The 25,055-nt window shown below is 51.9% G+C and carries 31 protein-coding genes and 1 pseudogene; 15 read left to right on the top strand and 17 right to left on the bottom strand.

Annotation, left to right across the window (positions count from 1 at the left end; all coding sequences use genetic code 11):
- Positions 1-630 precede the first annotated feature (630 nt).
- Positions 631-1,446 (bottom strand): SDR family NAD(P)-dependent oxidoreductase, encoded by an 816-nt coding sequence (locus tag V8G57_RS09165; RefSeq protein ID WP_342829103.1) that lies wholly within the window; start codon positions 1,444-1,446, stop codon positions 631-633.
- Between the two features lie 224 nt (positions 1,447-1,670).
- Between V8G57_RS09165 and V8G57_RS09160 the strand changes: the two genes are divergently transcribed.
- Together V8G57_RS09160 and V8G57_RS09155 are read left to right on the top strand one after the other, a co-directional pair.
- Positions 1,671-1,832 carry a hypothetical protein gene (locus V8G57_RS09160; RefSeq protein WP_342829102.1) on the top strand — a complete coding sequence of 54 codons (162 nt, stop codon included), beginning with the start codon at positions 1,671-1,673 and terminating at the stop codon, positions 1,830-1,832.
- A 138-nt stretch (positions 1,833-1,970) separates the two neighbouring features.
- Entirely contained in the window at positions 1,971-2,939 is a 969-nt protein-coding gene (locus tag V8G57_RS09155; RefSeq protein ID WP_342829101.1) for a LysR family transcriptional regulator, read from the top strand.
- A 162-nt stretch (positions 2,940-3,101) separates the two neighbouring features.
- On the opposite strand, the pseudogene V8G57_RS09150 reads toward V8G57_RS09155, so the two are convergent.
- The 3 genes and pseudogenes from V8G57_RS09150 to V8G57_RS09140 all read right to left on the bottom strand — a co-directional run.
- Positions 3,102-3,404: pseudogene (locus V8G57_RS09150) on the bottom strand (ATP-binding protein); the annotation flags it as partial.
- Between the two features lie 13 nt (positions 3,405-3,417).
- Positions 3,418-4,227, bottom strand: a complete 810-nt coding sequence (locus V8G57_RS09145; protein WP_342829100.1) for an SDR family oxidoreductase — start codon at positions 4,225-4,227, stop codon at positions 3,418-3,420.
- Entirely contained in the window at positions 4,224-4,553 is a 330-nt protein-coding gene (locus V8G57_RS09140; RefSeq protein ID WP_342829098.1) for a nuclear transport factor 2 family protein, read from the bottom strand. Before V8G57_RS09140 ends, V8G57_RS09145 begins: the two co-directional genes overlap by 4 nt.
- Before the next feature lie 107 nt (positions 4,554-4,660).
- Here V8G57_RS09140 and V8G57_RS09135 point away from each other — a divergent pair, with 107 nt between their 5' ends.
- Positions 4,661-5,155: a LysR family transcriptional regulator gene (locus tag V8G57_RS09135; RefSeq protein ID WP_342829097.1), complete on the top strand. Its 495-nt coding sequence runs from the start codon at positions 4,661-4,663 to the stop codon at positions 5,153-5,155.
- 173 nt (positions 5,156-5,328) lie between these two features.
- Here V8G57_RS09135 and V8G57_RS26245 read toward each other — a convergent pair whose 3' ends face one another.
- Positions 5,329-5,454: a helix-turn-helix domain-containing protein gene (locus tag V8G57_RS26245; RefSeq protein WP_425458259.1), complete on the bottom strand. Its 126-nt coding sequence runs from the start codon at positions 5,452-5,454 to the stop codon at positions 5,329-5,331.
- 67 nt (positions 5,455-5,521) lie between these two features.
- Between V8G57_RS26245 and V8G57_RS09130 the strand changes: the two genes are divergently transcribed.
- The 6 genes from V8G57_RS09130 (at position 5,522) to V8G57_RS09105 (ending at position 8,496) form a co-directional block, all read left to right on the top strand.
- Positions 5,522-5,845 (top strand): hypothetical protein, encoded by a 324-nt coding sequence (locus V8G57_RS09130; protein ID WP_342829096.1) that lies wholly within the window; start codon positions 5,522-5,524, stop codon positions 5,843-5,845.
- A gap of 10 nt (positions 5,846-5,855) precedes the next feature.
- Positions 5,856-6,041 carry a hypothetical protein gene (locus tag V8G57_RS09125; protein ID WP_342829094.1) on the top strand — a complete coding sequence of 62 codons (186 nt, stop codon included), beginning with the start codon at positions 5,856-5,858 and terminating at the stop codon, positions 6,039-6,041.
- 249 nt (positions 6,042-6,290) lie between these two features.
- A complete protein-coding gene (locus tag V8G57_RS09120; RefSeq protein ID WP_342829227.1) occupies positions 6,291-7,172 on the top strand; it encodes a restriction endonuclease in 882 nt (293 codons plus the stop codon).
- A 38-nt stretch (positions 7,173-7,210) separates the two neighbouring features.
- The gene (locus V8G57_RS09115; protein ID WP_342829093.1) at positions 7,211-7,594 is read left to right on the top strand and encodes a Rap1a/Tai family immunity protein; all 384 of its coding nucleotides are present in this window, start codon (positions 7,211-7,213) and stop codon (positions 7,592-7,594) included.
- Positions 7,595-7,625: 31 nt separating this feature from the next.
- On the top strand, positions 7,626-7,829 hold the full coding sequence (locus V8G57_RS09110; RefSeq protein ID WP_342829092.1) for a hypothetical protein: 204 nt from the start codon (positions 7,626-7,628) through the stop codon (positions 7,827-7,829).
- Positions 7,830-7,917: 88 nt separating this feature from the next.
- The gene (locus V8G57_RS09105) at positions 7,918-8,496 is read left to right on the top strand and encodes a hypothetical protein (protein ID WP_342829091.1); all 579 of its coding nucleotides are present in this window, start codon (positions 7,918-7,920) and stop codon (positions 8,494-8,496) included.
- Positions 8,497-8,540: 44 nt separating this feature from the next.
- Here the strand turns inward: V8G57_RS09105 and V8G57_RS09100 are convergent, their stop codons facing one another.
- Complete coding sequence (locus V8G57_RS09100; RefSeq protein ID WP_342829090.1) at positions 8,541-8,747, bottom strand: hypothetical protein; 207 nt, start codon at positions 8,745-8,747, stop codon at positions 8,541-8,543.
- Positions 8,748-8,753: 6 nt separating this feature from the next.
- Positions 8,754-9,803, bottom strand: a complete 1,050-nt coding sequence (locus V8G57_RS09095; protein ID WP_342829089.1) for a tyrosine-type recombinase/integrase — start codon at positions 9,801-9,803, stop codon at positions 8,754-8,756.
- Positions 9,804-10,338: 535 nt separating this feature from the next.
- On the opposite strand from V8G57_RS09095, the gene V8G57_RS09090 reads away from it, so the two are divergent.
- Entirely contained in the window at positions 10,339-11,652 is a 1,314-nt protein-coding gene (locus V8G57_RS09090) for an ankyrin repeat domain-containing protein (protein ID WP_342829088.1), read from the top strand.
- 650 nt (positions 11,653-12,302) lie between these two features.
- Here the strand turns inward: V8G57_RS09090 and V8G57_RS09085 are convergent.
- The 10 genes from V8G57_RS09085 to V8G57_RS09040 form a co-directional block, all read right to left on the bottom strand.
- Positions 12,303-13,328, bottom strand: coding sequence for an AraC family transcriptional regulator (locus V8G57_RS09085; RefSeq protein WP_342829087.1), 1,026 nt, complete (start codon positions 13,326-13,328; stop codon positions 12,303-12,305).
- Between the two features lie 9 nt (positions 13,329-13,337).
- Positions 13,338-14,174 (bottom strand): oxidoreductase, encoded by an 837-nt coding sequence (locus V8G57_RS09080; protein ID WP_342829086.1) that lies wholly within the window; start codon positions 14,172-14,174, stop codon positions 13,338-13,340.
- A gap of 1,149 nt (positions 14,175-15,323) precedes the next feature.
- Positions 15,324-16,280, bottom strand: coding sequence for a hypothetical protein (locus tag V8G57_RS09075; protein ID WP_342829085.1), 957 nt, complete (start codon positions 16,278-16,280; stop codon positions 15,324-15,326).
- Between the two features lie 281 nt (positions 16,281-16,561).
- Positions 16,562-17,134, bottom strand: coding sequence for a hypothetical protein (locus V8G57_RS09070; protein ID WP_342829084.1), 573 nt, complete (start codon positions 17,132-17,134; stop codon positions 16,562-16,564).
- A gap of 119 nt (positions 17,135-17,253) precedes the next feature.
- Complete coding sequence (locus V8G57_RS09065) at positions 17,254-17,472, bottom strand: DUF6434 domain-containing protein (RefSeq protein ID WP_342829083.1); 219 nt, start codon at positions 17,470-17,472, stop codon at positions 17,254-17,256.
- 85 nt (positions 17,473-17,557) lie between these two features.
- Positions 17,558-17,962 carry a hypothetical protein gene (locus V8G57_RS09060; RefSeq protein WP_342829082.1) on the bottom strand — a complete coding sequence of 135 codons (405 nt, stop codon included), beginning with the start codon at positions 17,960-17,962 and terminating at the stop codon, positions 17,558-17,560.
- A 76-nt stretch (positions 17,963-18,038) separates the two neighbouring features.
- Positions 18,039-18,422 (bottom strand): VOC family protein, encoded by a 384-nt coding sequence (locus V8G57_RS09055; protein ID WP_342829081.1) that lies wholly within the window; start codon positions 18,420-18,422, stop codon positions 18,039-18,041.
- Positions 18,423-18,488: 66 nt separating this feature from the next.
- On the bottom strand, positions 18,489-18,977 hold the full coding sequence (locus V8G57_RS09050; RefSeq protein WP_342829080.1) for a YcxB family protein: 489 nt from the start codon (positions 18,975-18,977) through the stop codon (positions 18,489-18,491).
- A gap of 286 nt (positions 18,978-19,263) precedes the next feature.
- The gene (locus tag V8G57_RS09045; protein ID WP_342829078.1) at positions 19,264-19,617 is read right to left on the bottom strand and encodes a hypothetical protein; all 354 of its coding nucleotides are present in this window, start codon (positions 19,615-19,617) and stop codon (positions 19,264-19,266) included.
- A gap of 148 nt (positions 19,618-19,765) precedes the next feature.
- The gene (locus tag V8G57_RS09040) at positions 19,766-20,239 is read right to left on the bottom strand and encodes a DUF6985 domain-containing protein (protein WP_342829077.1); all 474 of its coding nucleotides are present in this window, start codon (positions 20,237-20,239) and stop codon (positions 19,766-19,768) included.
- Between the two features lie 241 nt (positions 20,240-20,480).
- Between V8G57_RS09040 and V8G57_RS09035 the strand changes: the two genes are divergently transcribed.
- From V8G57_RS09035 to V8G57_RS09015, 5 genes are all read left to right on the top strand, one after another.
- Positions 20,481-21,095 carry a tyrosine-type recombinase/integrase gene (locus tag V8G57_RS09035; protein WP_342829076.1) on the top strand — a complete coding sequence of 205 codons (615 nt, stop codon included), beginning with the start codon at positions 20,481-20,483 and terminating at the stop codon, positions 21,093-21,095.
- A gap of 47 nt (positions 21,096-21,142) precedes the next feature.
- A complete protein-coding gene (locus V8G57_RS09030) occupies positions 21,143-21,682 on the top strand; it encodes a hypothetical protein (RefSeq protein WP_342829075.1) in 540 nt (179 codons plus the stop codon).
- A 710-nt stretch (positions 21,683-22,392) separates the two neighbouring features.
- A complete protein-coding gene (locus V8G57_RS09025) occupies positions 22,393-22,797 on the top strand; it encodes a hypothetical protein (RefSeq protein WP_342829074.1) in 405 nt (134 codons plus the stop codon).
- Between the two features lie 143 nt (positions 22,798-22,940).
- On the top strand, positions 22,941-23,336 hold the full coding sequence (locus V8G57_RS09020) for a hypothetical protein (RefSeq protein ID WP_342829072.1): 396 nt from the start codon (positions 22,941-22,943) through the stop codon (positions 23,334-23,336).
- Between the two features lie 988 nt (positions 23,337-24,324).
- Positions 24,325-24,975: a lysozyme inhibitor LprI family protein gene (locus tag V8G57_RS09015; RefSeq protein WP_342829071.1), complete on the top strand. Its 651-nt coding sequence runs from the start codon at positions 24,325-24,327 to the stop codon at positions 24,973-24,975.
- Positions 24,976-25,055 lie beyond the last annotated feature (80 nt).

Below are 25,055 nucleotides of genomic sequence, written 5' to 3'. Positions count from 1 at the left end.
AAAAATGACGACAGGAAACAGTGGGGCAAGCTGGTCCGGAACCAGCCGAGTCCAGTGAGCCGACCCACGCCTGCTTGCACGGTCGCGGGCAAGACCTTCGGATCGTCATAGGCAGCATCGTTTTGCATTGGCAGTTAGGCGGGTTCATCATCCAGAAGACCTCAACCTTAAAGGCCGCGACGCCTGCGCACTAGCCCGCCACAGGCACTTTCACTACTAAGCTAAACTTATAAATTCCGGAATGAAGATTCCGATCGATGAAACGGGCATACCTGATGCAGACGAAAACTCGCACCTCTTGAAGGGATACTTCGAAGATTTGACGACTCCAGGTCGCCTGCCTCGTACCAAGGCCCCTGACACTGTCATTGGATCGACGCCTGCCTCCCCAAACCCTCTTGGCCTATGCGGCGAACGATCACGGCCTGGAGCTGCCCCATTTGATCAAACGATCAAATCATTTTTTCGACGTAAGACGCGCGTCTTGTCTGACTTTCGGCGTCAAGTCATTGAATTTTCCACCGGGATCTCATCGAGCTGGGCGATGCCTCGTCTAGTGGACCGGATCGACGACCGGATGGAGGCATACCATAACGGCTCTCGCTTTTGGCAGGTCTCCAAGTTGACGGCTTACAGACCTGGCCAAAGGCCACCATCGACCCGCAAATTGACGCCCGTGATGTATCCGGCAATAGGGCTGACCAGAAAGGCGACCGCGCTTGCAATTTCTTCGAGCCTTCCGACCCGCGCCATTGGAACCTGCGCAAACATGGGAAGTACGTTGCGCTCGACATCCTGCCAGGGCGCGTCCGAAATCGCTAAGCCGCGTTCTCGTGCAACTTCGCGGAAACGGCTATCCAGAGCCGCGCTGTGAATCGTTCCAGGTGAGACTGCGTTGACGGTGACGCCAAACGCTGCCACAGCCTTCGCCATCGATGAAGTCATTGCGTTCATGGCCGCCTTGCTCGCGGAATAGTCGGGCGCCGACGCAGGTGGCATTGCGGCTGCCAAGCTGGAGATATTCACGACTCGTCCCCACCCGGCTTGCTGCATTTGGGGCAACAGGCGTGTCGTCACCCGCAGGGCCGCCAATACGTTTCTGTCGTAAGCCGAGGCCCAAGAAGAGGCAGTTGTGTCGATCCAGCCTTCTTTGCTCCCCCCCGAGCCACCTGCGTTGTTGACCACGATGTCGATCGCGCCGGCGACTTGCTCGGCTTCGTGGATGAGGCGATCCACCTCGGCTTCGCTCGTCAAATCTCCAATTACCACGTACGCTCGCCCGCCGTTGGCGATGATTTTGCTGGCTACCTCTGCCGCGAGTTCTCGGTCGCGGCCGTGAACGACGACAGTCGCGCGTTCTGCAGCCAGCGCAATCGCTATGGCCTCTCCGATTCCCTTGCTGCTTCCCGTGACGAGTGCTGTCTTACCATCCAGTTTTAAATCCATCGTGCAAATCCTCTTATGTGTGGTCTCAATCAATGAAGCGTGAAGTGCATCCATGATGGAGACAAACACGCCCTTTAAAAATACCGCTGCAGCTGGCAAACGGCTCGCGCCGCGACGGACTTGGTCGCTCGATGGCCAGGTCGGTTGAACTTGTTGCCAAACTTGAACCACCCGACAATGAAGAGCGCCTGGATTAATTGGCCAAAGGTCTCGGAACAATGCGCATGCTCGATCTTGAAGCAACAACAGAGAAGGTTGCCGAGATGGCTAGACTGGCTGCGATGCACAGCATTGCGGCAATCGACGACTTAGCCATGGCCCTCGGACTGGGCGAAGTGCCTGCAACACTGAAGAAGACGCCACCGATGAGGTCGTTTGACATGTGAGTTTCCAGTAAGTGGTTGGTGTGAACCTTTCGTGATCCAGTCTAAGTTGAGACCGCAACTTTAACGACCGCCGCGCCTGCGCACTAGCCCGCCACAGGCATTTTCACTAATAAGCTAAACTTAAGAATCTAAGACTCCATGACTAAGAAAAATATGTCTAATTTGCGTGGCATCGAAACCTTCGTCCGGGCGGTGGAAGGCGGCAGCATCGCCGCTGCGGCACGGCAGTTGGGCATTAGTGCTGCAGCCGCCAGCCAGAACCTGGGCCGACTGGAAAAGGAACTCGGCACGCGGCTGCTCACGCGCACCACCCGCTCGCAGGCTCTGACGGCAGCTGGTGAGGTGTACTTTGCTCATGTCAGCCCCTTGCTCGATGGACTGGCCTACGCCAAATCCGAACTCTCGGCGCTGCAGGATGCCGTGCAGGGGCGGCTCAAGCTCTCCTGCTCCGTTGCTTTTGGCCGCCACGTGGTGGCACCACTCATACCGGCTTTTTTGGCGCGCTATCCCCAGGTGAACCTGGAAATGCTGATGGTCGATCGCAGCGTAGACCACGTGAAAGAGGAAGTGGATGCCAGCATCCGTTACCGCGATGTGCTGGAGCCCGGCCTGGTGGCGCGGCGGATCGGCACTTCACCCATTCTGCTATGCGCGGCACCTGGCTATCTCCAGCAACATGGCCGCCCCACCACGCCCGAAGATCTGGCAGCACATTCCTGCTTGACCTTTCGCAGGCCACTGGACGGGCGCGTTGTGCAGTGGCCGTTTCTGCGCGACGGTATGCGTTTCGCGCCCACACTCCGCATCGCTACGGTTTGCAACGACATCGACACCCTGGCAGCCTTGGCCGTGGCCAGTGCAGGGGTGACCCGACTCAGCACCTTCATTGCCAACCCTTTGATTGAGGCCGGCCTGTTGGAGCCGTTGTTTCTGGCCGCCGACGGACCAGTGCAGACGCTTGCTGACCCGGAGCCCTTGGAATACTTCGTCTGCTTCCGCGACCGCAAGCATCTGCCCGGCCCGGTGCGCGCATTCGTCGACTTCATCGCCGAAGCTTTGAAGGATCACCCACTGCTTCAAGCTCCAGTGTGGCCCGCGCCAGCCTAAAGGTTTTGAAAATGGGGCGCGCACAGAATTCGGAAAAAATCGTACGTTAAGGGGGGCGTGGTCATCGCCCACCGGCCGGGTTCGATCCCAGTCACTGCCGGAAAGGGCTGCGTTAGATTTGACCTGACATATTCCGCCAGGTCAAGTTCGAGCTAGCGCATCTTATCCGCTTTCACCGTCACTCCGGATTTGCCCTCCGCTCCTGCACATCTTCTCCCTCGCCTTGACTCGCCCCTTAGTAGCCATGCTGCTGTGCTGGAATCGGTAGGACTCGTTCCCCGTCTCCAGGATATAGCAGTGGTGGGTTATGCGATCAAGCAACGCCGTCGTCATCTTGGCGTCACCGAACACATTTGACCATTCGGCGAAGCTCAGGTTGGTGGTAATAATGACGCTGGTGTGCTCGTACAGCTTTGACAGCAGATGGAACAGCAAGGCGCCGCCAGCCTGGCTAAAGGGGAGATAGATGACCCGGTGCTTACACCGTTGGTATCGTCCCACCGTCGATCACATACTCGCTGCCTGTAATTGATGCCGAGCGTTCGGAAACGAGAAAGGCGACCAACTCTGCCACTTCCTCCGGGCGTCCCGGACGTCCGAGCGGGATGCCCCCCAACGAATCCATCAGCATCGTCAACGCTACCGCTTCGCTGGTACCCGAAGTTTCGGCCAAACGTTGAATCAGTTCGGTGGCCGCAGTGGTCTCGATAAATCCGGGTGCTACGGTATTGATGCGGATGCCTTTCGGGCTAAATTCGTTCGACAGCCCTTTGCTGTAATTGCTGAGCGCTGCCTTGGCCGCAGCATAGGCGAGCGTCGCTTCAAACAAGGGAAGGCGGCGTTGGATCGACGAAATGTGTACGATGACGCCTGAACCTTGTGCCACCATCGACGGCAGCAGGACGCGGTCCAGGCGCACTGCCGCAAACAGGTTAGTCTCGAAAGCGTACTGCCAGTCGTCGTCGCTCAAGGCCAGCGCACCCCCTCCCGGCGCCGACGATCCGCCCACGTTACTGACAAGAATATCGATGCCGCCGAGATGCTCCAGAACGTGACGCGCCACCGTAGCACTGCCCTCGGGAGTACTCAGATCGGCCGCAACGAAGTCGGCGTCGTTCGCCAACCCCACAGGCCGGTGACGTGCCGTGGTGACGACATGTGCGCCTCCCTTGCGTAACCTCTCGACAATGGCTTCGCCCATGCCCTTGGTGCCGCCCGTGACTAGCACCCGCTTACCGGCAAATTCGGTTGGATCAACAGATATCGTTTTGCTATTGGCAGTGTTCATGATGTAATCTCCAATGCCGAAATGCCCGTGTCTCCAAGCACAAAATGAAAGCGCAATGGCAACGGGCTGCCCGGAAAAGTGCCGGCGACCTGCGCGACAACGCTCAATTGGCTGGCCGAGCCTGTCGCCTCGAGCGGCGTCATAACGGCTGCGTACTTCTTTTGGTTTTCGTCATTCCACGCCAAGATGGCTGCACGGCCGCGCATATCGCGTCCCTCATCATGAACAACGGCGTCTTCCGCAAAACACTGCGCAACACTATCTGAATTGCCGCTGTTAGCGGCCTTGAAGTAAGCCGCAACTGCGGTCGGTAAGTTAAGAGACATGCTGACTCTCCAATGGTGGATGGAGATTTCATCATAGTGAAGCCGACTATAGAGAAAAAGATGATTCTGGTATATTGGGCTTGTCCTGCAAGTTCACAATCAAAACCATGGCCGATACCTCCTTCGATGGACTGAAAGCCTTCCTGACTGTCGCCGAGCTGAAAAGCTTCACAGCAGCGGCCACGCGCCTCGACGTCACCACTACCGCCGTCAGTAAGGCGGTCAAGTTACTGGAACTGCGCCACGACGTAGTGCTATTCCAACGGACCACCCGCCACGTGGCCTTGACTGAAGCCGGCGCAACCTTGTTCGCCAGCCTGCGCACAGCCGTTGACCAGATCGACGATGCGTTCTCAGCCTTGCACGCCTCACGCGGCCGGCCGAGCGGCACGTTGCGCCTGACCATGCCACGCGCCTTGGGAGCGCTGCTGATCAAGCCGCTTACCGTGCAATATCGACGCATGTGCCCCGATGTCGCAATCGACATTTCGCTCGACGACAGCGCAGTGGACCTGGTAGCCAGCGGCTTCGATGCGGGCATCCGGCTGGGCGAGGCGGTAGCACAGGATATGGTCGCCGTCCGCCTGACGCCGGATCGTTAAGCCTGTCGAACTGCGCCAACACGCATTCGCCTTTCTGGAAGGATGTGGCTCACCGCTGTTTCAGGTTGGTCATGTAGTAAAGGCGCATAGGCAGGCATCCTACGAGTGTGGTTAGATCGGATGGGAAAAAGCCGGCAGCACTGCACGGCCATGTCGGTGTGATCGTGGCCTGTTTAGGGGCGGCGTCCCAAGTAATTGTATAGGCTGTTTCGGCTGATCCCGAGGTCTCTGGCGATCTGCGCTTTCTGGTCGCCACGCTCTACGCGGGCTTTTAATTCAGCCGCTTCTTGCTCGGTCAGTTGCTGTCTGCGAAGCGATAAAAAATAAAGCGCAACGGCACGCTATTTTGCCGAATAGGGGAAGAAAATGAAAAAAATACTTTTATTGCTGGCGGTCGCTTCCAGTTCAGCGTCGGCATTTGCTGAGGATGTTTATGTTCCTGGCTACGTGCGCAACAATGGGACCTATGTGCAGCCCTACCATCGTACCGCACCGGATAACACCACCCTGAATAATTACAGCACTCAGGGCAATGTGAACCCTTATACGGGTCAGCAGGGCCACGTTCAGCCCAATCAATACAATTCGCCCAGCCTCTACCAGGCGCCAGCGCCTACCCTCTATCAGCAGCCTCAGCAATACAGGCAGCCTCAACCAACCCAAAATTGCCTATATGGGCAGCGCTGCTAGGGGCACAGGTATGAGCTTCAAAACTGGCATTCAAGCACTTGCAAAAGTTGGAAGGTGGGTATCTGCGGCAATCGCCGCACTCGCAATTTATGGCGCTACTCAATCTATTGATCCATCCAACTCCTTGATCATAGGAGCAATATTTGTCATCCCAATTTTGGTAGTTAGCTGGCTTCTTGATAAATTTGTAGAGTAAAGCTAGAGGGCTACGCTTAAAAATCCCGCCCATCTCAACCGCTTCGGCGGTTTTTTACGCCCTGTGGATAACTAGACGCACATTCTGTTTATGGCATACAAAATCACGATTATTTAATACGACTACCGTATTCATTGGGTTTTCAGCCGATCACTAGCTTCTGTATTGAAGTCAGGTGGGTTTGTAATGAGTTGAGGAAAGGAAGCTATGGCGCGCCGACGGTCAAATGCAGGGTTGATAGACGTCTTGGTGAAACTCCCTGCGTGGGTGAGTTTGCTCGTGGGATGTATAGCCTTCACGGGGATGCGCTGGATACTGCCAGCGATGTGGGCCGGCAATCTCTACCTGAAGGGTATCGCCACAGGACTGCAAGCGATAGCTTGGATGCCGCTGTTGTTCTTCGGCTTTCTAGGACTCATTGCCTTTGCCACTACTAAGGTCGGCAATACTGTCCACAACATTGATACGAGCAAACGATCGCGATTCAGGCGCGAACCGTCAAATCTGCCGTCCGCTTCTACTCTAGATAACCGCTGGGGCGCTTCCAACCAAACCATCGATGAAGTTACAAGAGATAAAGGTAGATTCGATACCTGGAGCGTGGAAGCGCTACGTGCCCTGGAATGGAAGCGGTTCGAATTATTGTGCGCGAAGTACTACGACGCTGTCGGCTTCAAATCCGAAACGATACGCTGCGGCGCCGATGGTGGAATTGACGTGAAATTGTTCAAGCACGATCCTGCCAAGCCGCTGGCAGTCGTGCAGTGCAAAGCCTGGAATGCCCAGTTGGTTGGCGTCAAAGAGGTGCGTGAGCTTCTAGGCGTGATGACCTCTGAGAAGGTTTCACGCGGCGTGTTCATTACCACTGGCTCATACAGCAAAGATGCAGTGGCATTCGGCGGCGCCAATCCTATGCAATTGTTGGACGGACCAGGCTTTGTAAAGAAGATCCAAGAGTTATCGGCTGAACGCCAAACCGAACTTCTCAAGTTCGCGTTCGAGGGTGATTACGCCACCCCTACGTGTGCGTCGTGCGGGATCAAGATGGTAAAACGAGACAGCAAGCGCGGGCTGTTTTGGGGCTGTCGCAATTTTCCGCGTTGTAAAAGCACATTCGTAATCAGAGAGTAATAGTGCGTAGCGACACAACCATATTGCCGGACGGGGAAATGAAAAGAATAATTTCAGCACTGCTGCTTATATTTCCCCTGATTGTAGGAATGTTCCCGCAGCTTTCTTCTGCTCAGGAAGCTCAAAACGCTGCGGAGGCAGTGAACGTCACGGGAAATCAAATAATGGCTGGCTGTCAGATTGTTCCGAGCGATGTAGATTTTTGCAGAACGCTATTTCTTGCGGTGACTAATAAGGCTCTCTTAACAATGGGAAACGATGGGCTTCCATTGATTTGCCCTCCACCTGGCGCGACTTTACTTCAAGCAGTTGCTATAGTCGAAAAAGACATGATTGACCATCCTACGGCATTGCATTTTCCGGCAGTTGAATTGGCAGTCGTGTCACTTTTCAATGCATTCCCATGCCGTAAGCATTTCTAAATTTTATGGGCCGTACGGAGGTCGCCTCGAAATGACAAAATCCATCTTCATCGCATTGTTGGTTATTAGTTTTGCTGCGTGCGGCGAGTCATACCACGACCCGTTTGGCAACGAGATCAGTAAAGAGGAGCATGAGCGTCGCGTGGCCAACGACGCAGCGCGTGACGCTTTAGTCAATTTGATGGCCGAATGTCGCAATCATCCGCAGCCAGGTTGCCCCGTCCAAGAAAAATGAGCTCATTCCAAGTGAGCGATGAGGCGCGGTAATTTTTGATATGAGTTGGTGCAAGAAGTACGGCTTGCCAAAAGAGAGCGAACGCATAATGACAAATCAGTCCGACAAGCCAACTGCACATGTAATTAAATTTAGTGTGTTGAAAACCCCGTTGCCAACAGACCCTCCTGGGGCGAACGACTTCTATCATCAACTCGGAATACTTATGGTTGCATGGGGCAGGCTTGAGGGGCATTTCACCCTTACGTTACTAAATTTGATGCGTTTAGCGGGCGCTCAAGAAGTCAGTCATAAATTGCCGGCCCAATGGGAGAGTAGAAAGAAATTGTGGGAACGTGCGCTCAAAGTAATTCCGAGCTTGGCTTATTTGGAATTAGATGCAAGTAAGTTGCTAGACGAAATTATAGATACTGCGCAAGATCGGAATCTCCTAGTTCACGGGATGTGGGGAGAATTTCAAAAAGACATTCCGGTCAAGATAGAGGTTGCATCTATTAAATATCAGAAATCGACACCTGACGGCCTTCTATTCGGGAGGCACGATATTACTGTCGACATACTAAAAACAATCACTGGTCGTATTAATGATCACAATAAATTGCTGCACCCGATAAGCGTCGTTATTGCTTCTATCGAATCAACTCCACAAGATGCTCAAATAATATGACTGCGGATTTCTACCTTCGTGATACCAAATGATCTACAGCAGCGTCAAGCCGTCGTCTCGAATTTTCCAGCTATGACTTTGCCGCGGGCCGCCGAGTACAAGTAATCCGCGTACTGCTGCATCATCACCTTGCGCTCATCAAGGAATAGCGCGCGATCGTATGCCTCGCTGTAGGTGTCACCAGACGCGTGGGACAGTTGGCGGTCTACGACCTCATGACGGTAGCCCAGGCGTTCTTTGATGACGCCCATCGCCAATTATCGGAACCCGTGGCCAGTCATCTTACCGCTATAGCCCATGCGCTTCACTGCAGCCAATATGCCGTAGTTAGTCGCCGGCTCGCTTGGATTGCGCAGGTTGGGGAAGAGATGCTTGCTGTTGCCGGTGTGTTCCTTGAGCTCTCTGAGTAGTTCCCAACCCTGGCTCGGTAGAAATACGTGGTGATCGACTTTGCGCGGGTTCAGTTTCTTCTTGCCCATTTTCATACGCTGCCAAGGAATTACCCAGTCCTCATTTTCGATGTCGATCTCAGACCATTCCGTTGTCGTCAATTCGCTGGTGCGCACGAAGGTCAACATCATCAACCGGAACATGATGCGCGTGGGGGTGTACATGCGCCCCTCGATCTTTTCAAAGGCGCGGAGGAAGTCGGGTAGTTCATCCGGTGTGATCGCCGCGTGATGCCCCTTGGACGTTTGCTTGAGTGCGCCGCGTAGGCTGGGCACTGGATCGATCTCTGCTTTGCCGGCGGCAATCGCATAGCGGAAAATCTGGCCGCATACCTGACCTTGTCGCTTGGCCATCTCCAGGGCGCCACGTTTCTCGATCTGGCGCAGCACGTCCAACATGACGGGAGCTCTGATGTCTGCAATAGGCTGTTTGCCTATTAATGGGAAAACGTCCTTTTCGAGCCGGAGCAGAATATTTCTCGCTGTACCTGGTTGCCAGGTGTCGAGTTTGTTTGTGTGCCACTCGCGCGCCACGGCCTCGAAGGTGTTGGCATTGGCTGTCGCTTTGTTTTGTTTTTCTATTCGCTTGGCTTGGGCGGGGTCATTTCCTGCTGCTTTAAGCTTTTTTGCATCCATGCGCTTATTGCGTGCATCCAAGAGGGACACTTCAGGGTAGGCGCCGAATGTGAGGCGGGTGTTTTTGCCGTTCGCCTGGCGATAACTCATGCGCCATATCTTCGACCCGGTCGGCATGACCTCAAGATACATACCGCCACCGTCGGCCAGCGTGTAGGGTTTGTCCCTCGGTTTTGCGCTTTTTACCTGTATATCTGTGAGCGGAGTGGCCAGTTTAGGCATTTTGCATCCAAGCTGTTCAGGGGTTTGCATCCATGGATGAAAGTATGGATGCAAAAAAGCCGGATGTAAATGGACAACGATGGACGCCATAAAACAAAAAACCCGCATCAGCACTAGGCTAGAGGCGGGTTTCTGTACGTGCGATAGGTGGAATTGAATAATTCTTGCAAACCCAATTACTAAAACGGTCTGTTCTCATCTTAAATTAAATGTACCCGCACTGATACCCGCAAAAATAATTCCTTATCTGCCCCATTAACTTCCGTGATTGGTCTCGTCACCAAGCCTTGAATAAAGCCGGCTGCCGCCGTCCGGCTTTTCATTTGTACCCACCACAAACACGCCTCAATTGATCATCTGTATTTGAACTTTAGAGTCAATGATTGTTGATACCCGACTACCTCGCCATTATCAAAAGATAAATCAACTGTAGTTGCGATGGAATACACATTTCTAATGCTCATACTGATAACATTGCCCAAAATAAATTAACTATTGGTGAGGAATTGTTGTTATGCAAAAAAATGGCAGATCTATGGCGAAGATTCTCAAGGCTGTTGTCTCAATTGCGGCGTGTCTGTTGATTTTCGTAGCGCCGGGGATTTCAACCGCAGCAACGAAAGAGTCGGTGGCGCAAAGCAAACAAGACGTCAAAGCGGCTGGTAAGTTACTTGACTCTTGGCACGGGGAAGGGCAACTTCTGGAGCAGGCGCAACAGAAACTTGCCGAAGCGATAAAGCTAGACCCTCAAAATTACTTCGCGTTTAAGGAACTGGCTCGCCTTCAAGTAATGGCTGGCTATATCAATGGGCGTAACGTAAGGAATGGAATATATCTCTACATGGTTGGAAATTATTCGCCAGGAACGCTTGATGCGGCGGAAGCGCTGGTTCGTGAATCGATTCGGATCAATCCGGGCTTTGCAGAGGGTTATGTTTATCTTGGATATATTCAGATGGAGCAGACCAAGCTTGATGACGCTGCGAAGTCATTGACTCAAGCGGAGGCACTTGGAACCGATGATCCATGGCTGCAACTGAACTGGGCCTCCCTGAATAATGCCCGAGGAGAGTTTTCGACTGCCACCGCGCGGTGGCAGCGCGTTCTGAAAAGCGGTACATCCAACAAAAAGGCGTTGTCGTCGGCATATGGCTTTTTAATCGATAGTTACAAACAGACTGGAGACACCGACAAGGTTCTCGCGCTTTATAAGGAGCGAATCAAACTCCGCCCAACCAATGCTTGGTTACTTGGGGATTACGCTGAATATTTGGGGGCAACTCTCGGCCGAAATGACGAGGCAATCGAGCAAGCCAATGCGGCACTGAAGATTATGGATTACGGTGTGGGGCGACGTATTCTTGCGTATGCACTCTATCGGAAGTGGGCGGATATGGTTGCACAAGATGCTGGGAACGACGCTGAAAAATATTTTCAATCAGCCTTGGCGATTGATCCTCGACTCGAACAGATCATGGCATATGGCGGTTCTGAGCCGGCAGGCGCGCCGCTGGCAAAAGCACTTAGCACAAGGAAGGGAGTATCCATTGATTCGCGTGGTGAAGACGGATCGACTGCTCTTCTCTTAGCGACGAATCTTAACCGAGTTAAATTGGTTCAAGCCTTGCTCGACCTAAATGCCAATCCAAACGTCCTTGATAGGAACGGTTGGACACCACTCCTCAGTGCGGCCGACGAAGGTAATGCTGAAATTGTCAGTATGTTACTTGCAAAGGGAGCCGATGTTCGGGCCAAGAAAGGAGGCTGGGATGCAGCAGCTTTCGCGGAACGAAAAGGCAATTCTGAACTTGCTGCACTGCTTAAGAAACGGGCCGAGGACACAAAGTAACCGATCCGAGACTGGATTAATCTTGTGCATTCCATGTGCATTTACGGGAGCGATGTAACTGCTAGAGCCCAATCAGGGCAGACTGCCTCGGAGCTAGCCCGAGGCATAGGCTGGCAAAAAATAGCCGAATATCTCGATGGGACAGCCAAAGCCACTCCATAGTCTAGTTGACCGTCCGTACTGGAAAGGCTGTATCGGCCGGATTTTTTGGTCGAAATTTGCTTGTCCCGACAGGCACAAAACGGCCCGTTGCGGCCGGTCGAGCGTCTCCGGCTGACCGGCTGCTTAAAACTAGTTGCGGTCAATGGGCTTCGATGGAACGTCAAACGGTTCCATGCAAAATGCGTTCTCCGGCTACATTGGAACGAACGGCGGCTTAGGCGGGTAGACCGGCCGTTGACGGAAAATTCTCAACGAGTGACTGGTTTTCGAAAATCTGGCAGACGGCTTCCGACCCTGAACAGCCATTCGATACGCCGAATTCACTTCACTAAAGCTGACGTCCGCAAAGTTTTCCACCGCCCCAAAGCCGCCCAATGCAATTCATATTGGTCGTGTCCGCTTGCCTGGCACGGTTGTCGTTTGCTTTGATGGATTGTAGGCCTGAGCACGGTCATGATGCTGGTCAGGTGTTGAACACATAACTTGGATCAATCCACATCCGTGTGGCAAGTGGACGCTTCCGAGGTACGTGAGCGATACTCCCCCGGTGTTATTCCCGTCCATCCCTTGAATGCTCGGTTGAAGGAATTGCCATCCTGAAAACCCAGCAGCCAGGCGATTTCTCCCGGCGAAATGGACGAACGGGCGAGATAGTGCCGGGCCAATTCCTTGCGTGTAGCGTTCAGCACGTCCTGGTAGCCGGTCGACTCTTCGCTCAAGTACCGTTGCAGGGAACGTTTGGTCATCGCCAATCGAGTGGCTACCTGTTCAATGGTGCTCTGGCCGCCTGGCAACATTTCGAGCAGGGCACTCCGTACCCGCTGACTCATGGTGGCTTCGGCATCCAAATCGGACAGTCGCTTTTTCAGACCACTTTCAAAAAACGACCACATCCCTGCATTTTCGGTTAAGAACGGATGTTGCGCATCCTGAGCAGAAAAAGCGATCTGGTTGCGGTCGCTTTGGCGAAGCGGATGACCGAAATAGGTCTCATACGGAGTCAGATTCTCCGGTAGTTGGGTCAACGACAAATCAATCGGCACTATCCTTTGCCGCGTTGCCAATCGCGCCAATTGGGTAAAGAACACCAGTTCGGAAGCCGCGAGGCTGCGCGGAATCGGTCTCAGATCGTCGTAGCAATCGAGCGTGGCTGTGGTTCGCTCAGCGTCAATGTTGACGGCCAGAGTAAGCGGGCCGATCAGCATCTTGAATTGCGATAAGCGCTGGAGCGCGGTATTCAGGTTCGGACTGCACAGGCTGGCAAAGATGGGGGGATCGAAGGTTTCCACAGAAATTACTTGGCCGATTTTCAGTGGCAACGCTTCGGACCCAGCTGCCCGTTCCAGCCCTTGCCAGAAGTTGAAATACTCCAGCGGCGTCAAGCTGGCGTCCTTGCGCGCAAACAGGTCGGCCGGTAGCTCCGCCAATCTGAGTACATCAGCCGGGTTGATACCCATGTCGCGTATCAACAGCTTCCAGCCGCTCTGAACGCTAAATCGATTCGCGTGCATCATCGGCCTTCCTCACTTCACGATCGATAACACGATTTTGTCGAAAATGCGGTCGCCGAACCACTTGCGGATAAACATCAGCGGCATAGCATATTTACCGGCGACGTACCGGGTCTTCGGTTTTTTTGCGCGTATCGCCTGCAGGATGAGATTGACAATGACCTGGGGGCTGGAAGCGCCACCGAGTTCATATGATGCCCGGGTGGCCGATGCGACCGCGTTTGCCATTTTGCTGTAAGGACCGTTGCCGGAACGCTTGAGCATGGGAGCTACCAACACATCGCCGAATTCGGTGGCAATCGCGCCCGGCTCAATGATCACCACGTCGATGCCGAACGGCGCCAGTTCAAGACGCAGACAATCCGACCAGCCCTCGACCGCATGCTTGGTGGCGTGATACCAACTGCCCAGAGGAGTGTATATCTTGCCGCCCATCGAGGATATGTTGACGATCTTCCCGGTGCCCTTGTTACGCATCGCCGGCAGCAGCAGCTGGGTAAGCCGCGCCATGCCAAACAGATTGACTTCGAATTGGTAGCGTGCGTCTTCAATCGTAGTGTCTTCCATCGCGCCGTACATGCCAAAGCCGGCATTGTTGATCAGGACATCGACGCCTCCATGATCCTGCGTGATGCACTGAACGGCGGCTTGCAGATCGGATTCGCTGGTAACATCCATCTTCAGCGTAATGGCGCCAAGCCGCGCCAGATCCGCCATCTGATCCACACGCCGTGCCGCCGCATAGACCACCATGCCTTCGGACAACAGCGCTTTCGCAAAGTCCATGCCCATGCCCGACGAGGCACCTGTGACCAAGGCTACTTTCTTGCTTGTCGTGCTGGAAACCATCTCTTGCTCCTGTTTATGAAACGATATGTTTCGATAGGGATGATGGTACGTATTGGCACTTGCCCCGTCACTAGCATATCGCGCCAATTAAAATTCCAAATGCGCCACGACGAATTCATTGGACGCCACACAGGCGTTGTATAGGATAAGAAGCTATTGCCGTCGCAGTGGTGGGATATCCGTCATCATGGAAAGATTTCCTATGCTTGTATTGTCTGCTGATGACCGATAGCGCACTTCATGCTGCAATATTGCATGTCTACCAGCGGACGTTCGCGAACGACCGCAAGTGGACGTTTTGAGCCAGCCGCAACGGCTTGATTTCGACCCAAAGGCGACCTACGATTGTCTCCGAAGCCACTGTTCAACGTTTGACATGTACAACACACGACAGCATGTGAAGACTGATGCCGAACGTCCGTTCGATGAGAATTATGGGCCTGATTGTGGGACGGTTCATCGACGGTTGTTAGCTTCCCTCGTACTATGGTGACACCCAGTGAGCCTTGTTAATGGTCTTTCCCTCCACGTTAAACTCGACTGACCATGCCTCAACGCCTTTGAGTACGGGATGCTCCCACCACAGCCGTTCAGTACACGGCGTCTCACAAGAATTTGCGGCATACCTCAAGAAGCGATTGGCATTGCTCTCATGGGCGCTAGGACTGCCGAAACGCTCCACGACAAGGCTCGCTGCGTCACCGACATTAGTTATGGCGAAGGCTTTTTCATACTTTGACACCGTATGCATACGGGCGGCAATACTGAGGCAGATCCCTCCCACAGCAAACCATAGGACCAATCGAGCGGCACGATTCATAGCGCCTACCGTAAAATTGACTGCCGCACGGCGTCAGTTTTGAATGATAAGGTGAATTGCACAGCGGCTCCAAATTGAAAGAATATTCAAAGTCACTAAAAAATTAAATGATATTAATTACTTATAATGGACCGCTCCTGGCCGTTTTCAGGCGGTCGCGATAGGCCGAGTTCGACCCTTCGGCGACATTCGCTGCCCGGATCGAGTCGCCACAAAGCCGCCGCTCGGACCCATGCAAAGCCACTCGAAGGAGCCCCGCACTGCTCGGCGCGATGTTCAGCATGGCTGGCCTTCGCACCTTCGAGAGGCTCAAGGGCGTCGCGAAGTGATCAACCCTTCTGGCACTTCGCCAGGAACCACTTCAGGATCACATCTGCCACTCCGTTTGGGCTGAGCAACACGTCGCCCACCTTGTTCGTTTGTTTCCATGCTGGCCGTCCGTCTTCGGTGAGGTCTGGCGCAAATGTGATGCTCGCGCCCTCCACCGGCTTTTCCCAGTGCGTGACCCCTGGATACGGTGGGTGACCCTTCCAAAACGTGGCCTTCAACTTCGAGTCACGCATGACGTTTGCATACTCAGGGCGCCAGTTCACGGACATGCCAGTTGGGTCCGAAAGGAAAATGATCGCACCACCGGACTCGCCATTGTGCTTCTCATGAAGGTTGATCGCTGGCAACGTTTTCTGAATGGTTGCCACACCCTCAATCAACTTCTCGCGGACTTCATCGAACGACAGGCGTTGCGCTTGCACGCCCTCGTGACTGTTCAAGTGCTTCTGTCGGCGCTCTTCATACCCAATCGCCTCAGCAACCTTCGCTGCCATCTCCGCAACGGACTCTTCGTGAATCTCACCGCCCAGTTCGCTGAACCGAGCCTCGATCACGGCACAAGCAGCCTCGATGCCCCATCGCTCAAGCCCGATGTACAGCCGATTCTTCGGCACCCACGCAGGGACCTTTTGCTTCTCGCTATCATCCATCGGGATGAACACAGCAAAGTCGTAGCCCTCGCTATACGCACGGTTCCGAATGGCTGTTTCCTCAAACCGTGTGAATGGGGTGTGGCCCCATGCTTCGCGATACAGGATCACTACCAACTTGGCCGTCTTGCCGAACACCTCGTTGAACTTTGCCTCGCCGTCCGTGCCGGCAAGCTTCTCCTGCTCCTTCGAGTACAGGAACAACTTCAGACGCCCTTCGAGCAGCGAGTGAAGCTTGTTCGCGAACGGTTCGTCCTTGTAGCCGAACGAGATGGCTACGTCGTAGTCGTACTTTGGTATTGTCATCGCGACCTCCTGCCGCCATTGTTGGCCCATAAGTTTCGCACACCGCGCGGTCATCGTCCGAGAGGGCAAGGAAGCCAAGGACCGATCGGCGATGTTCAGTCGGGCTACGACATCAGCCCCCGCGGCCTCGCTCCGTGACTGTCGTGCCGTCGCATAGCGGACTGTGGTGGCCGGCCGGTTGTGGCCGACTGCGGCCTATGCACTGGCGGCTGAAATTCTTAATTAGATACCTGACGCAGCTTGCTCGAGAGCCATCTCAATATTTTGTGATATCAGCGCGGTCATACAATTCGAATATTTGAAACTGGTGCCCCAGGTGCGATAGTTGCCCAACCAGCGGTAGCTGTCGAGTTTCCTATCTTCTCGAAAAGCTCCAACACTCCCTCTAAACGAGTTCTTTGCTTCTCATCGACAGTATGGCTTAGCATGTCCCTAGCTGACGAGGCTAGGGAAGCCAGCAAAGTTGGCGGAAGCTGAATTTCGTGACAAGCACCAAAGGTGTCGAAAGAAGCACTGAATCCCCTTGAGAATGATTCGAGAGATGCTTCTCCGCCTCGCCCGAGCAAAATGCTACCAAGCTGAGAAAAATGATACGGTGTACCCCATGCTTGAACCGCCCATTCTGAATCAGCGAGAAAAAGGTGCTCGAGCAAGCTCAGCGGCGCCTGATCTGGATTTGCTACGCATTGACTAACCACCGCCCAGCGGAACTCCTGGTTTGCGTCGACAAATTCGCCGGCATGTTTTCCATTCCATGAAAACTCTATTCTTTTCCGATTTGAATCGGTGTATTGCTCGATGAATTCAGAGGTATCGATCACAGGATCATTCCGAAAAGAAATTTCTAGAGCCATCGTCCGTATCTTGCGTATCGTCGGCTGAAAAATTCAGCATATCAGGTTGCCCAGCTGAATAATACCCGCTTTGTCACCCGAGCAGCCAACGGCAGCTCATGGCCGGAATGAGTCATTTTCTAGTCTGGCGCCATTGTACGTCGACGCGTCCACTCGTCCACAACGTCACCCATGTTCTTCTCAACACCGTTTCGTATCCATGCCATCAGATCGCGATCAAATTTGAACTCCGGTCCACACTGATGTGAAAGAAAGCGCCGAACGTTCTGCGTATTTTTGTAGGCAGAATCGACTAACGTTGTCCGCGAAATTACTCCGCCGTGCCAATCAAATTTCATGATCAAATTCCTCCAACATCGTCATCAGTTTAGCGAACGTCTTCGACCGTCCGATTTTGGCCGATTGCGGGCTTAGATGATTTTTTTAGCAGACACGAGGTACGCCCGGTCGCCTATCATTTGGCGCCTCCCCGGCAGCAACCAATGCCAAGACCATGTCGAAGTCGTCGGCGAGTTTTGCGCTCTTCTTAACCTGAGGAAGATATTCAGAACGGCTTCGAATTGTGCCGGCCGCACTCAGAATGGCCGCCAAGAATTGCTTCGACACGACATATTCGGACTTTAGCTCTTCGGCCATATAGCAAATATAGGAGTACAAATCGGCAAACGCTGCTTCATCGAACACATCGGCCGTCAAGAGACGGCCTGTCGCCTTCTCCTCTAAATCCTTCAATTTCATATCGAACAAACTATTCTGATTCATTCCAACATCCTTGTGATTTTTGGACGGCCGCTTCTGGCCGTTTTGAGCCGATTGTGACAGGCTCAATTCGCTCCATTGCTATCGGTCGCATCAACACGAATCGGCCATTCAATACGCACGCCCACCTCATCCTGCCGGCGATCTACTCGCTGCTCCCATAAGGTCGAGTAATGACCTCAAGGAGATGACCATCCGGGTCCTCAAAATACACCCCGCGGCCACCGTCGTTCCGATTGATTTCTCCAGTCCGGTGCTTGCCAGGGTCCGCCCAATACTGCAGCCCTCGATCATGGATGCGGGCAAAGGTTTGATCGAAGTCGTCTTCTCCTATCAAGAAGGCATAATGCTGAGACGAAATCTGGCCATCGTTCTCGTAGAAGTCGAGTGAAACGTTATTGTTGAGCTGAACAACCAGCATTGGTCCGAATCGGGTGGCGGATTGTAGGCCTAGCACTTCCGTGAAAAATTTTGCTGATTTCTGCTTGTCGCGGCACCAGACGATAGTATGGTTTAGCTGCACGCTCACGTTGCGCCTCCTTTTATTACAATATGTCTGGTGATGTAAGGGCCGGAAGAGCGAGTTGCTGTCCGCTTAGACTGGACTGCCAACATGTTGAGTCAATCGATTAATCAACAAAGATACGTCAAAGCCGTCAGATACGACTGATTTTGGCACGATATGATAGAGCCTAGGCATCGGATAGATGAGAATGTAATTGTCATTCTGACGCCACTTCACCAAGTGGTTCCAGATGAGTTTTCCATCCGCATTCGGAGAAATAAAACGGACGCCATCTTGGAGTAGTTCAACGGCGAACTCCTCATGAATGGCTTTGTATTTTCTATAGTGTCGACGAGCCATTATGGGGGCAATGATGTATCGTCCCAGCACCGTCACAATCAGCCCTCCCGCAAGTCCACCGATTGCACCGGCTTTGACAACTAGCGAACCAAACACAGCAAGCGCCATTAGGACCAGTGCTAACGCTGCATAAATGAAAATTTGGTGTCGAGTTAGCTTAACAAACAGCTTCATCGTGTTCACGTAGTCTTCTTCTGAAATTCGATACTTAGCTTGCATGCTCTCCCAATCGGACGCCTGTTTAGATGGGGCATAAATACTACGTGGACCGACACGCATATGCGTCGATATTGAACAACTTAATCGTGGCGGAATAATTGTTACCGTATGTTGCCACCTGGAACTTAACAAAGCAATATCGTTTTGGTGAAGTGCGTCAAAGTCAGCTTTTGACCGTTTCGAGTCCGTCGCAATAGATTGATTTCGATCCATTGCTGCCTGTCGGAATGCTGGATAGCACACGTTTGTGAATGGCAATCTAACATCCTACAGCCTTGCTGTGTCATTAACTCAGACGTGCTCCGCAACCGGAACATCGTTTTGGATTAATCGCGATACCTTCATCATAGCCAATTGAAGGGCTAAGCAAGATCCCACCGTCCATGGGAATGGCATCGCAGATCGGGCAACGATAATTAGCCCGGACGATATAAATGACTCGTACGGAGGAAATGCCCGCAATAATAAAGAAAAAAATACTCGCTCCAAACCTCACTGGAGACGAATTAGAATCCACGTCGGCAAGTAAAACGGTGCCAATAATTCCACAGGCTATTGCAGCGAGCCATAGCTTGGCACGGTCCCATGTTACTTTTCGCCGGTGCCGAAATTCCTCCACTGTCACCAAATCATCGGACATAGTGTTCCTTACTTATCTTCGTGGCGCATGCCACAATTATTTTCGTCCACGGTAAGCCATAATTTACGGCACCAACGCTGCCGGATGTGATTGTCCGCTCTTGGCCGAACTGCGTCATTTTTCCCAAGAGATTGGGTGAGCAATGACGCTAAGCTGGCACTGTGCTTCCACATAGCTCAAAAAATTTTCCAGCTTGAAATCGTACACCAATCAAATGTTCTTCATCCCATTCGGCTTCATAGCCGAGTTCAGTCGTCATTCTCCCGCCTATTGGGCCGATAGCGACAAATTGTAGTTTTGTCCTGGTCAACACATCCTTTGGCGATTTAATGTTCTGCAGATTTGAAACAGGATATTCACCCGCTGCTAATGCCTCGAAATATGGCTCAAAGTGTTCAAAGAGCGCCTGCTCAATAATCGGCTGCCACTCCGGAAATAGTGAAACAACTTGGTGAGCTTCAGCAAGTGCACTAGTATCCGGACCATCTTTGGGACCTGCGACTGCCAATGGAACGTCCGCGCATGAACCAAGTTTTATTGTGCTCCTCCAGAAACCGCTCGACCGGGAGAGTTCTCCGAAATGAGTATCAGAAATTTTTCGCGATTTAAATAAACCGAACATTAGACAATTTCCCCTGAAATTTCCCGGTCTCGGCTTACGCCTACCGACACGCATGAATGGCTGTATAGAGTCTAAGCCAGGTTGCCAATTGAATTGTAATATTGGGCGGCAGCTCCTGGCCGATTGTACGCATTTGACATCAATCCAGAAAGCGGCCATCAGGGAATTTGTCCCCGAGGTGGCATGCTGACATAGATAAAGCAACAAAATCAGACTTCGACTAACCACGAAGGAGTCTGACATGGAATCAACTCACACTCGGGAACCCTGGAACAAAGGCAAACTGATCGGGCAAAAGCCGCCACTCAAGCTAAAGGATATCTGGGCAATCCGAATTCACCTCCAAAACGGCCAGCAGATTCGAGGCCTGGCGATGTTCAACCTCGCAATCGATAGCAAGTTGCGCGGTTGCGACCTCCTCAATTTAAGTGTTCGCGATGTCACGCATGGCAATCAGATTTTAACCCCGACGATGGTCGTACAGCGAAAGACCCAACGGCCAGTGCAATTTGAATTGACGGAACCAACCAGAACCGCAGTCGCAGCTTGGATCGACAAGGCGAACTTGATGCCGGCGCAGCACCTATTTCCAAGCCGTCTCAAGAAGTCACCTCATGTTTCAACACGGCAGTACGCCCGGATCGTGCATCAGTGGATTTCAGCCATCGGTCTCGATTCAACAATCTATGGCACGCACACCATGCGGCGAACCAAAGCGACATTGATCTACAGACGCACAAAAAATTTACGTGCCGTCCAGCTTTTGCTTGGCCACACGAAACTGGAAAGCACAGTTCGTTATCTGGGTATTGAAGTAGATGACGCTCTGGAAATTTCCGAACAGACCGAGATCTAGCACACGGTCTATGCTGGCCACACGGCCGTCGTTTCGCGCGAAGCTGTATGGCCGCTTTCTACCTTGATGCTGAACGCGTACAATCGGCCAGAAGCAGCCATTTAAGAGATTTCCTGAAAGCGGCCATTCAGTATGCCAAAATCCTTCCTCTAACTATGCAATTACTTTCTTCGTCGTCGACCTATTTCTATAAATTCATACTGCCAGTATTGTTGGCGGTGGTAGCTTGCGTTATATATTTTCGGGTGCTAATTGAGGATAGATATAACGCACCGCTGGTTCTATTTGTCTCTGGTGTCATTTTATTTTTTGAGTACTGGTTCTTCGGTCGAGCAAAGAAAATCTCACTCGACGGAACGAATTTGGTGATATCAAATTTTCGGCAGGAAGTTCGGGTCCCGCTATCAAATCTCGAAAAAGCATCTGGTAGTCTCGGAATGAGGCCCGATGTGGTTTGGTTATATTTTCGACAGGCCACACCCTTCGGAAAAAAAATACTTTTTGTGCCAACTGAAAGGGAATTTCCGGGTTTTAACCAGCATCCTATTGTTGCCATGCTTAACGCAAAGGCTAGAACTCACCAATAACCAATCAACCGGCTGCAGCCGGCCAGATGCGGACCTTCAAGATCGCATCCAATCTGATGTTTCATTGGTAATTTTTGGGTGGCAGCCGAGTGTCATCCGCTTACTTGTTACGACCTATTTTGACGCGACAATTTACTCGATCGTAAAATTTAAACTATGCGAGAACCGAACGATTGGCGACTTACTAATCAGGCAACCTACCTCAAAAATGTTGCATTGATTTGGCGTCAATATGCGCCGACAAATTCAAATAATGATCACGATCATTGCGAGTTTTGTTTCGCCAAATTTATAGATGACGATAGTCCGGACACGTTATATGAAGGCTACTCAACACACGATGGATACAGATGGGTGTGTGTGTCGTGTTTCAATGATTTTTTTGATCTGTTCAACTGGGCGCCACAGTGAGTGCTCCCGCAATCATTAGGCGCCAAGTGAAAGCCAAACAAGCATTTGATGATAAGGTCGTTTGGCGTACAGGCGCTTTGATCGCCTTGAATTTGCTGTTGGTGACAGTCTATCCAGTGCTTTGGACACTGGCGGTCGCGTATGATTTCGCGCGCCATGGATTATAAGATTGCAGCTAACAACGGTCAGTGGAGCGCCCCAAATGATGCTCGCCCCTCCCGTAGAGCAGACGTGCGGCATCAGGCTTCGTCGCTATTGGCTGACGATCAAATTTCTTCATTGTAGACATCGCCTTTCAAATGAATAGAACTAGAATTGTACTTGCAGCGTTCCTTGCCCCTTGGGCAGCTCCAATCTCGATTGTGTTGGGTGCCACAATAATGGCAGGGGAGTGGCCATTTCATTATGAACTTCCCTTGCTAGTTATGGTCTCGGTTGTTTTTTCCTACGCCGGTCTTTTCTTATTTGGTTTTCCAATAATGTACGGGTTACGCCGATTCGGGCTTATTAACGTCTTTACAGTTTCGGTGGCAGGGGCGTTGCTTGGACTGATCGTGTTTGGCGCATTTCTGATTTTATTCTCGTTGGCGCTTGGTTCACCGGTAAAGATCCAAGCTCTGTTTTCCGATAGCTTGTGGGGATTAGGGCTCGGCTTTGTCGTGTCATTGAGTTACGCAAAAATCGCAGGTTTAACTTGGCGTTAAACACCGCCCACACGGGCGCAGTTTAGCGCTGCGTTGGAGGCTTTTTTACCGGAATCCGCTCAGGCTCGAATTTATCCTTTCACAACCGGCTCGAAACGGCCAGAAGCGGGCAAAAGAATTAAAAACGTTGCCATCAACATTATATGAAAAAAGTTACAGCACAACCTTTAGAGTCCAGTTCTATATTCACTCATGGGACAGAAATCGGACGGATAGAGTACCACTGCCAGGATGGGCTAAAAATCTATGTTAACGACGTGCAAGGCGAATCAGGATGCCTTGTGACTTTCGAAAATGCGCTTGGCTTTAGAGTTGTCGATGAGCGTGACCTTATGGAGTATTGGCCAGTGTGTTCAACGCCAACGGGATGGCTGTTCAATATCCGAGGAGGTGGCTGGTTAGACCAGGAGCGAGCACGTTCTGGAAGCTTGATGCTCGAAATGTACCCGGATGTGAAAGAATATCTGGTCACTGGGATTAATGAATGCGTGTCCGTATTTAGCGTTGAGGGACCTACATTGCTCGATTATCGGCCGTAGTGCCTGTTTCATCCGACGGCCAGTATGCCAAACAATATTTTTCCCGATGGATGTGTTCGGAAATAAGGCAATGAGTATTCAATTAGATTTCGAAAGCTTGTTTAAACAAGCTTTAGCAGATTGGCCTAAAGAGCTTGATTTAAGTGAACTTCAGCAAGTTGCCCCAGAGCTTACCCACTAAAACGATGGTCCACGTAACTATGCTAACGTTGGATCTTTTTTAGGAAACTCGGATGGGCCCGGAAATTTTTATCACTCCACTCGCAATATTTGGTGCATTACTCTGCATTTTTCTTTGTTATCGTGCCTACAGACGAGACTCTCGACCCTTCGCGTTGCCAACGCTAGTTGCCTCGCTGTTGTGGTCTTACTACTCCGCAGTGGAGTTTAAGAAACCAGATTACTTCTGGACTTATTACTTCCTTAGCTTTGTAGGTGCAGCATTGATCTTTGGTCTGCACGCACACGGAATCAAATGGCTTCTTGGTCGCTCTCTCAACAAGGCGAGCAATGAGGATAGGTAACGGTAGCCACCCTCATCGTTGAGCGTCTGCTTTGAAGAAAATAGAATGTCGCTTTTGGGTCGAAATCAAGCTGTTGCGGCTGGCTCGAAACGGCCACAAACGGTCACTGACGACGATTCCCCAAAGCAGTCAGTCAAAGTCTGTGGCCCTGTAAATTGGTAGTGCTATACGAGTGCAGCTCAAAGAGAATATTTTCAAATTGATGAGATATAGGCGAATTACTAATTGGCCACTAATGGCTCCATAAGAACTGTCTATCGAGAATGGCATTGATGGCGCACCTACGTAAATTTATATATTGTGTCTTGCTCTTCATGTTTCCTGTTGGCGTCCACGCCGAAGATCTTTGTACAAGTCAGAAGCAAACAGCTACGGAGCGGATGATTTGTGCCAGCCCAGGGCTAGTTTGGGATGATCGTTCTCTAAATGCGCTTTACCGACTCGCACGCGTAATCGAACCCCTCATGAAATCTAAGATTGTTGCCGATCAAAAGCACTGGCTAATCGAAACTCGAAATCGTTGTGAGAACACAGAGTGCTTGGTTGGGGCCTATCAATCGCGCAACACCGCTTTACGTAGATACATAAATTCTATTGCGGAACCAATGTCAGCCGCCTCGAAATGGACTCGGTCATTTGCTCCCGTCCCAAATCCTGGAAACTGCGGGGACTCGTTCGAAGTGAATTTTGCGCGCCAGAATAGCGGACAAGTAATCGGCATTTGGGAAGCAACAATTTTTTGCGGAACGTTCATCAACGGGGGTATGGTGGATGTCCATGAAGACGGAAGGATTTTTGATGTTCGTATCCTTGGTGGGCGCGGTCCGAGTCATCACGTTGGAGTTGCTCTTCTTGCGCGAAAAGGTAAACGGCTGTATGTCGTAAACATGTTTGACCGTTCGAGTATAGGCGCGCAGGGCGATTACGAGTTTTTTGACGATAATGTTCTCCGAGGCGCGTCATCCAATGAATCCATCATGCGCAACGACTACGGTAGTACGTCAGTTGATGATCTGAAATCCGCGTGGTATGAAACAGTGCAAGCAGCTCTGAGTCAGAATATATGTACGCCAGGCCAGGATCCGGACATATGCATTCGCAAAAACAGACCGTGAAGGCAGCCCTCTGGTGAAATGCCCATCTTGGAAGGCAGAAGACGGCCAGAAGCGGCCATCAACGAGGATTTCACTTTGAT

The organism is Collimonas rhizosphaerae (genome assembly GCF_038896935.1).
GTDB lineage: Bacteria > Pseudomonadota > Gammaproteobacteria > Burkholderiales > Burkholderiaceae_D > Collimonas > Collimonas rhizosphaerae.
Note: the sequence above shows the minus strand (reverse complement) of the source record. Positions and strands in the feature narration are given on the sequence as shown.

Coding starts and splice junctions, on each gene's coding strand:
- V8G57_RS09165 (WP_342829103.1), bottom strand. CDS start 1,446: ATGGATTTAAAACTGGATGGTAAGACAGCACTCGTCACGGGAAGCAGC.
- V8G57_RS09160 (WP_342829102.1), top strand. CDS start 1,671: ATGCTCGATCTTGAAGCAACAACAGAGAAGGTTGCCGAGATGGCTAGA.
- V8G57_RS09155 (WP_342829101.1), top strand. CDS start 1,971: ATGACTAAGAAAAATATGTCTAATTTGCGTGGCATCGAAACCTTCGTC.
- V8G57_RS09145 (WP_342829100.1), bottom strand. CDS start 4,227: ATGAACACTGCCAATAGCAAAACGATATCTGTTGATCCAACCGAATTT.
- V8G57_RS09140 (WP_342829098.1), bottom strand. CDS start 4,553: ATGTCTCTTAACTTACCGACCGCAGTTGCGGCTTACTTCAAGGCCGCT.
- V8G57_RS09135 (WP_342829097.1), top strand. CDS start 4,661: ATGGCCGATACCTCCTTCGATGGACTGAAAGCCTTCCTGACTGTCGCC.
- V8G57_RS09130 (WP_342829096.1), top strand. CDS start 5,522: ATGAAAAAAATACTTTTATTGCTGGCGGTCGCTTCCAGTTCAGCGTCG.
- V8G57_RS09125 (WP_342829094.1), top strand. CDS start 5,856: ATGAGCTTCAAAACTGGCATTCAAGCACTTGCAAAAGTTGGAAGGTGG.
- V8G57_RS09115 (WP_342829093.1), top strand. CDS start 7,211: ATGAAAAGAATAATTTCAGCACTGCTGCTTATATTTCCCCTGATTGTA.
- V8G57_RS09110 (WP_342829092.1), top strand. CDS start 7,626: ATGACAAAATCCATCTTCATCGCATTGTTGGTTATTAGTTTTGCTGCG.
- V8G57_RS09105 (WP_342829091.1), top strand. CDS start 7,918: ATGACAAATCAGTCCGACAAGCCAACTGCACATGTAATTAAATTTAGT.
- V8G57_RS09100 (WP_342829090.1), bottom strand. CDS start 8,747: ATGGGCGTCATCAAAGAACGCCTGGGCTACCGTCATGAGGTCGTAGAC.
- V8G57_RS09095 (WP_342829089.1), bottom strand. CDS start 9,803: ATGCCTAAACTGGCCACTCCGCTCACAGATATACAGGTAAAAAGCGCA.
- V8G57_RS09090 (WP_342829088.1), top strand. CDS start 10,339: ATGGCGAAGATTCTCAAGGCTGTTGTCTCAATTGCGGCGTGTCTGTTG.
- V8G57_RS09085 (WP_342829087.1), bottom strand. CDS start 13,328: ATGATGCACGCGAATCGATTTAGCGTTCAGAGCGGCTGGAAGCTGTTG.
- V8G57_RS09080 (WP_342829086.1), bottom strand. CDS start 14,174: ATGGTTTCCAGCACGACAAGCAAGAAAGTAGCCTTGGTCACAGGTGCC.
- V8G57_RS09075 (WP_342829085.1), bottom strand. CDS start 16,280: ATGACAATACCAAAGTACGACTACGACGTAGCCATCTCGTTCGGCTAC.
- V8G57_RS09070 (WP_342829084.1), bottom strand. CDS start 17,134: ATGGCTCTAGAAATTTCTTTTCGGAATGATCCTGTGATCGATACCTCT.
- V8G57_RS09065 (WP_342829083.1), bottom strand. CDS start 17,472: ATGAAATTTGATTGGCACGGCGGAGTAATTTCGCGGACAACGTTAGTC.
- V8G57_RS09050 (WP_342829080.1), bottom strand. CDS start 18,977: ATGCAAGCTAAGTATCGAATTTCAGAAGAAGACTACGTGAACACGATG.
- V8G57_RS09045 (WP_342829078.1), bottom strand. CDS start 19,617: ATGTCCGATGATTTGGTGACAGTGGAGGAATTTCGGCACCGGCGAAAA.
- V8G57_RS09040 (WP_342829077.1), bottom strand. CDS start 20,239: ATGTTCGGTTTATTTAAATCGCGAAAAATTTCTGATACTCATTTCGGA.
- V8G57_RS09035 (WP_342829076.1), top strand. CDS start 20,481: ATGGAATCAACTCACACTCGGGAACCCTGGAACAAAGGCAAACTGATC.
- V8G57_RS09030 (WP_342829075.1), top strand. CDS start 21,143: ATGGCCGCTTTCTACCTTGATGCTGAACGCGTACAATCGGCCAGAAGC.
- V8G57_RS09025 (WP_342829074.1), top strand. CDS start 22,393: ATGAATAGAACTAGAATTGTACTTGCAGCGTTCCTTGCCCCTTGGGCA.
- V8G57_RS09020 (WP_342829072.1), top strand. CDS start 22,941: ATGAAAAAAGTTACAGCACAACCTTTAGAGTCCAGTTCTATATTCACT.
- V8G57_RS09015 (WP_342829071.1), top strand. CDS start 24,325: ATGAAATCTAAGATTGTTGCCGATCAAAAGCACTGGCTAATCGAAACT.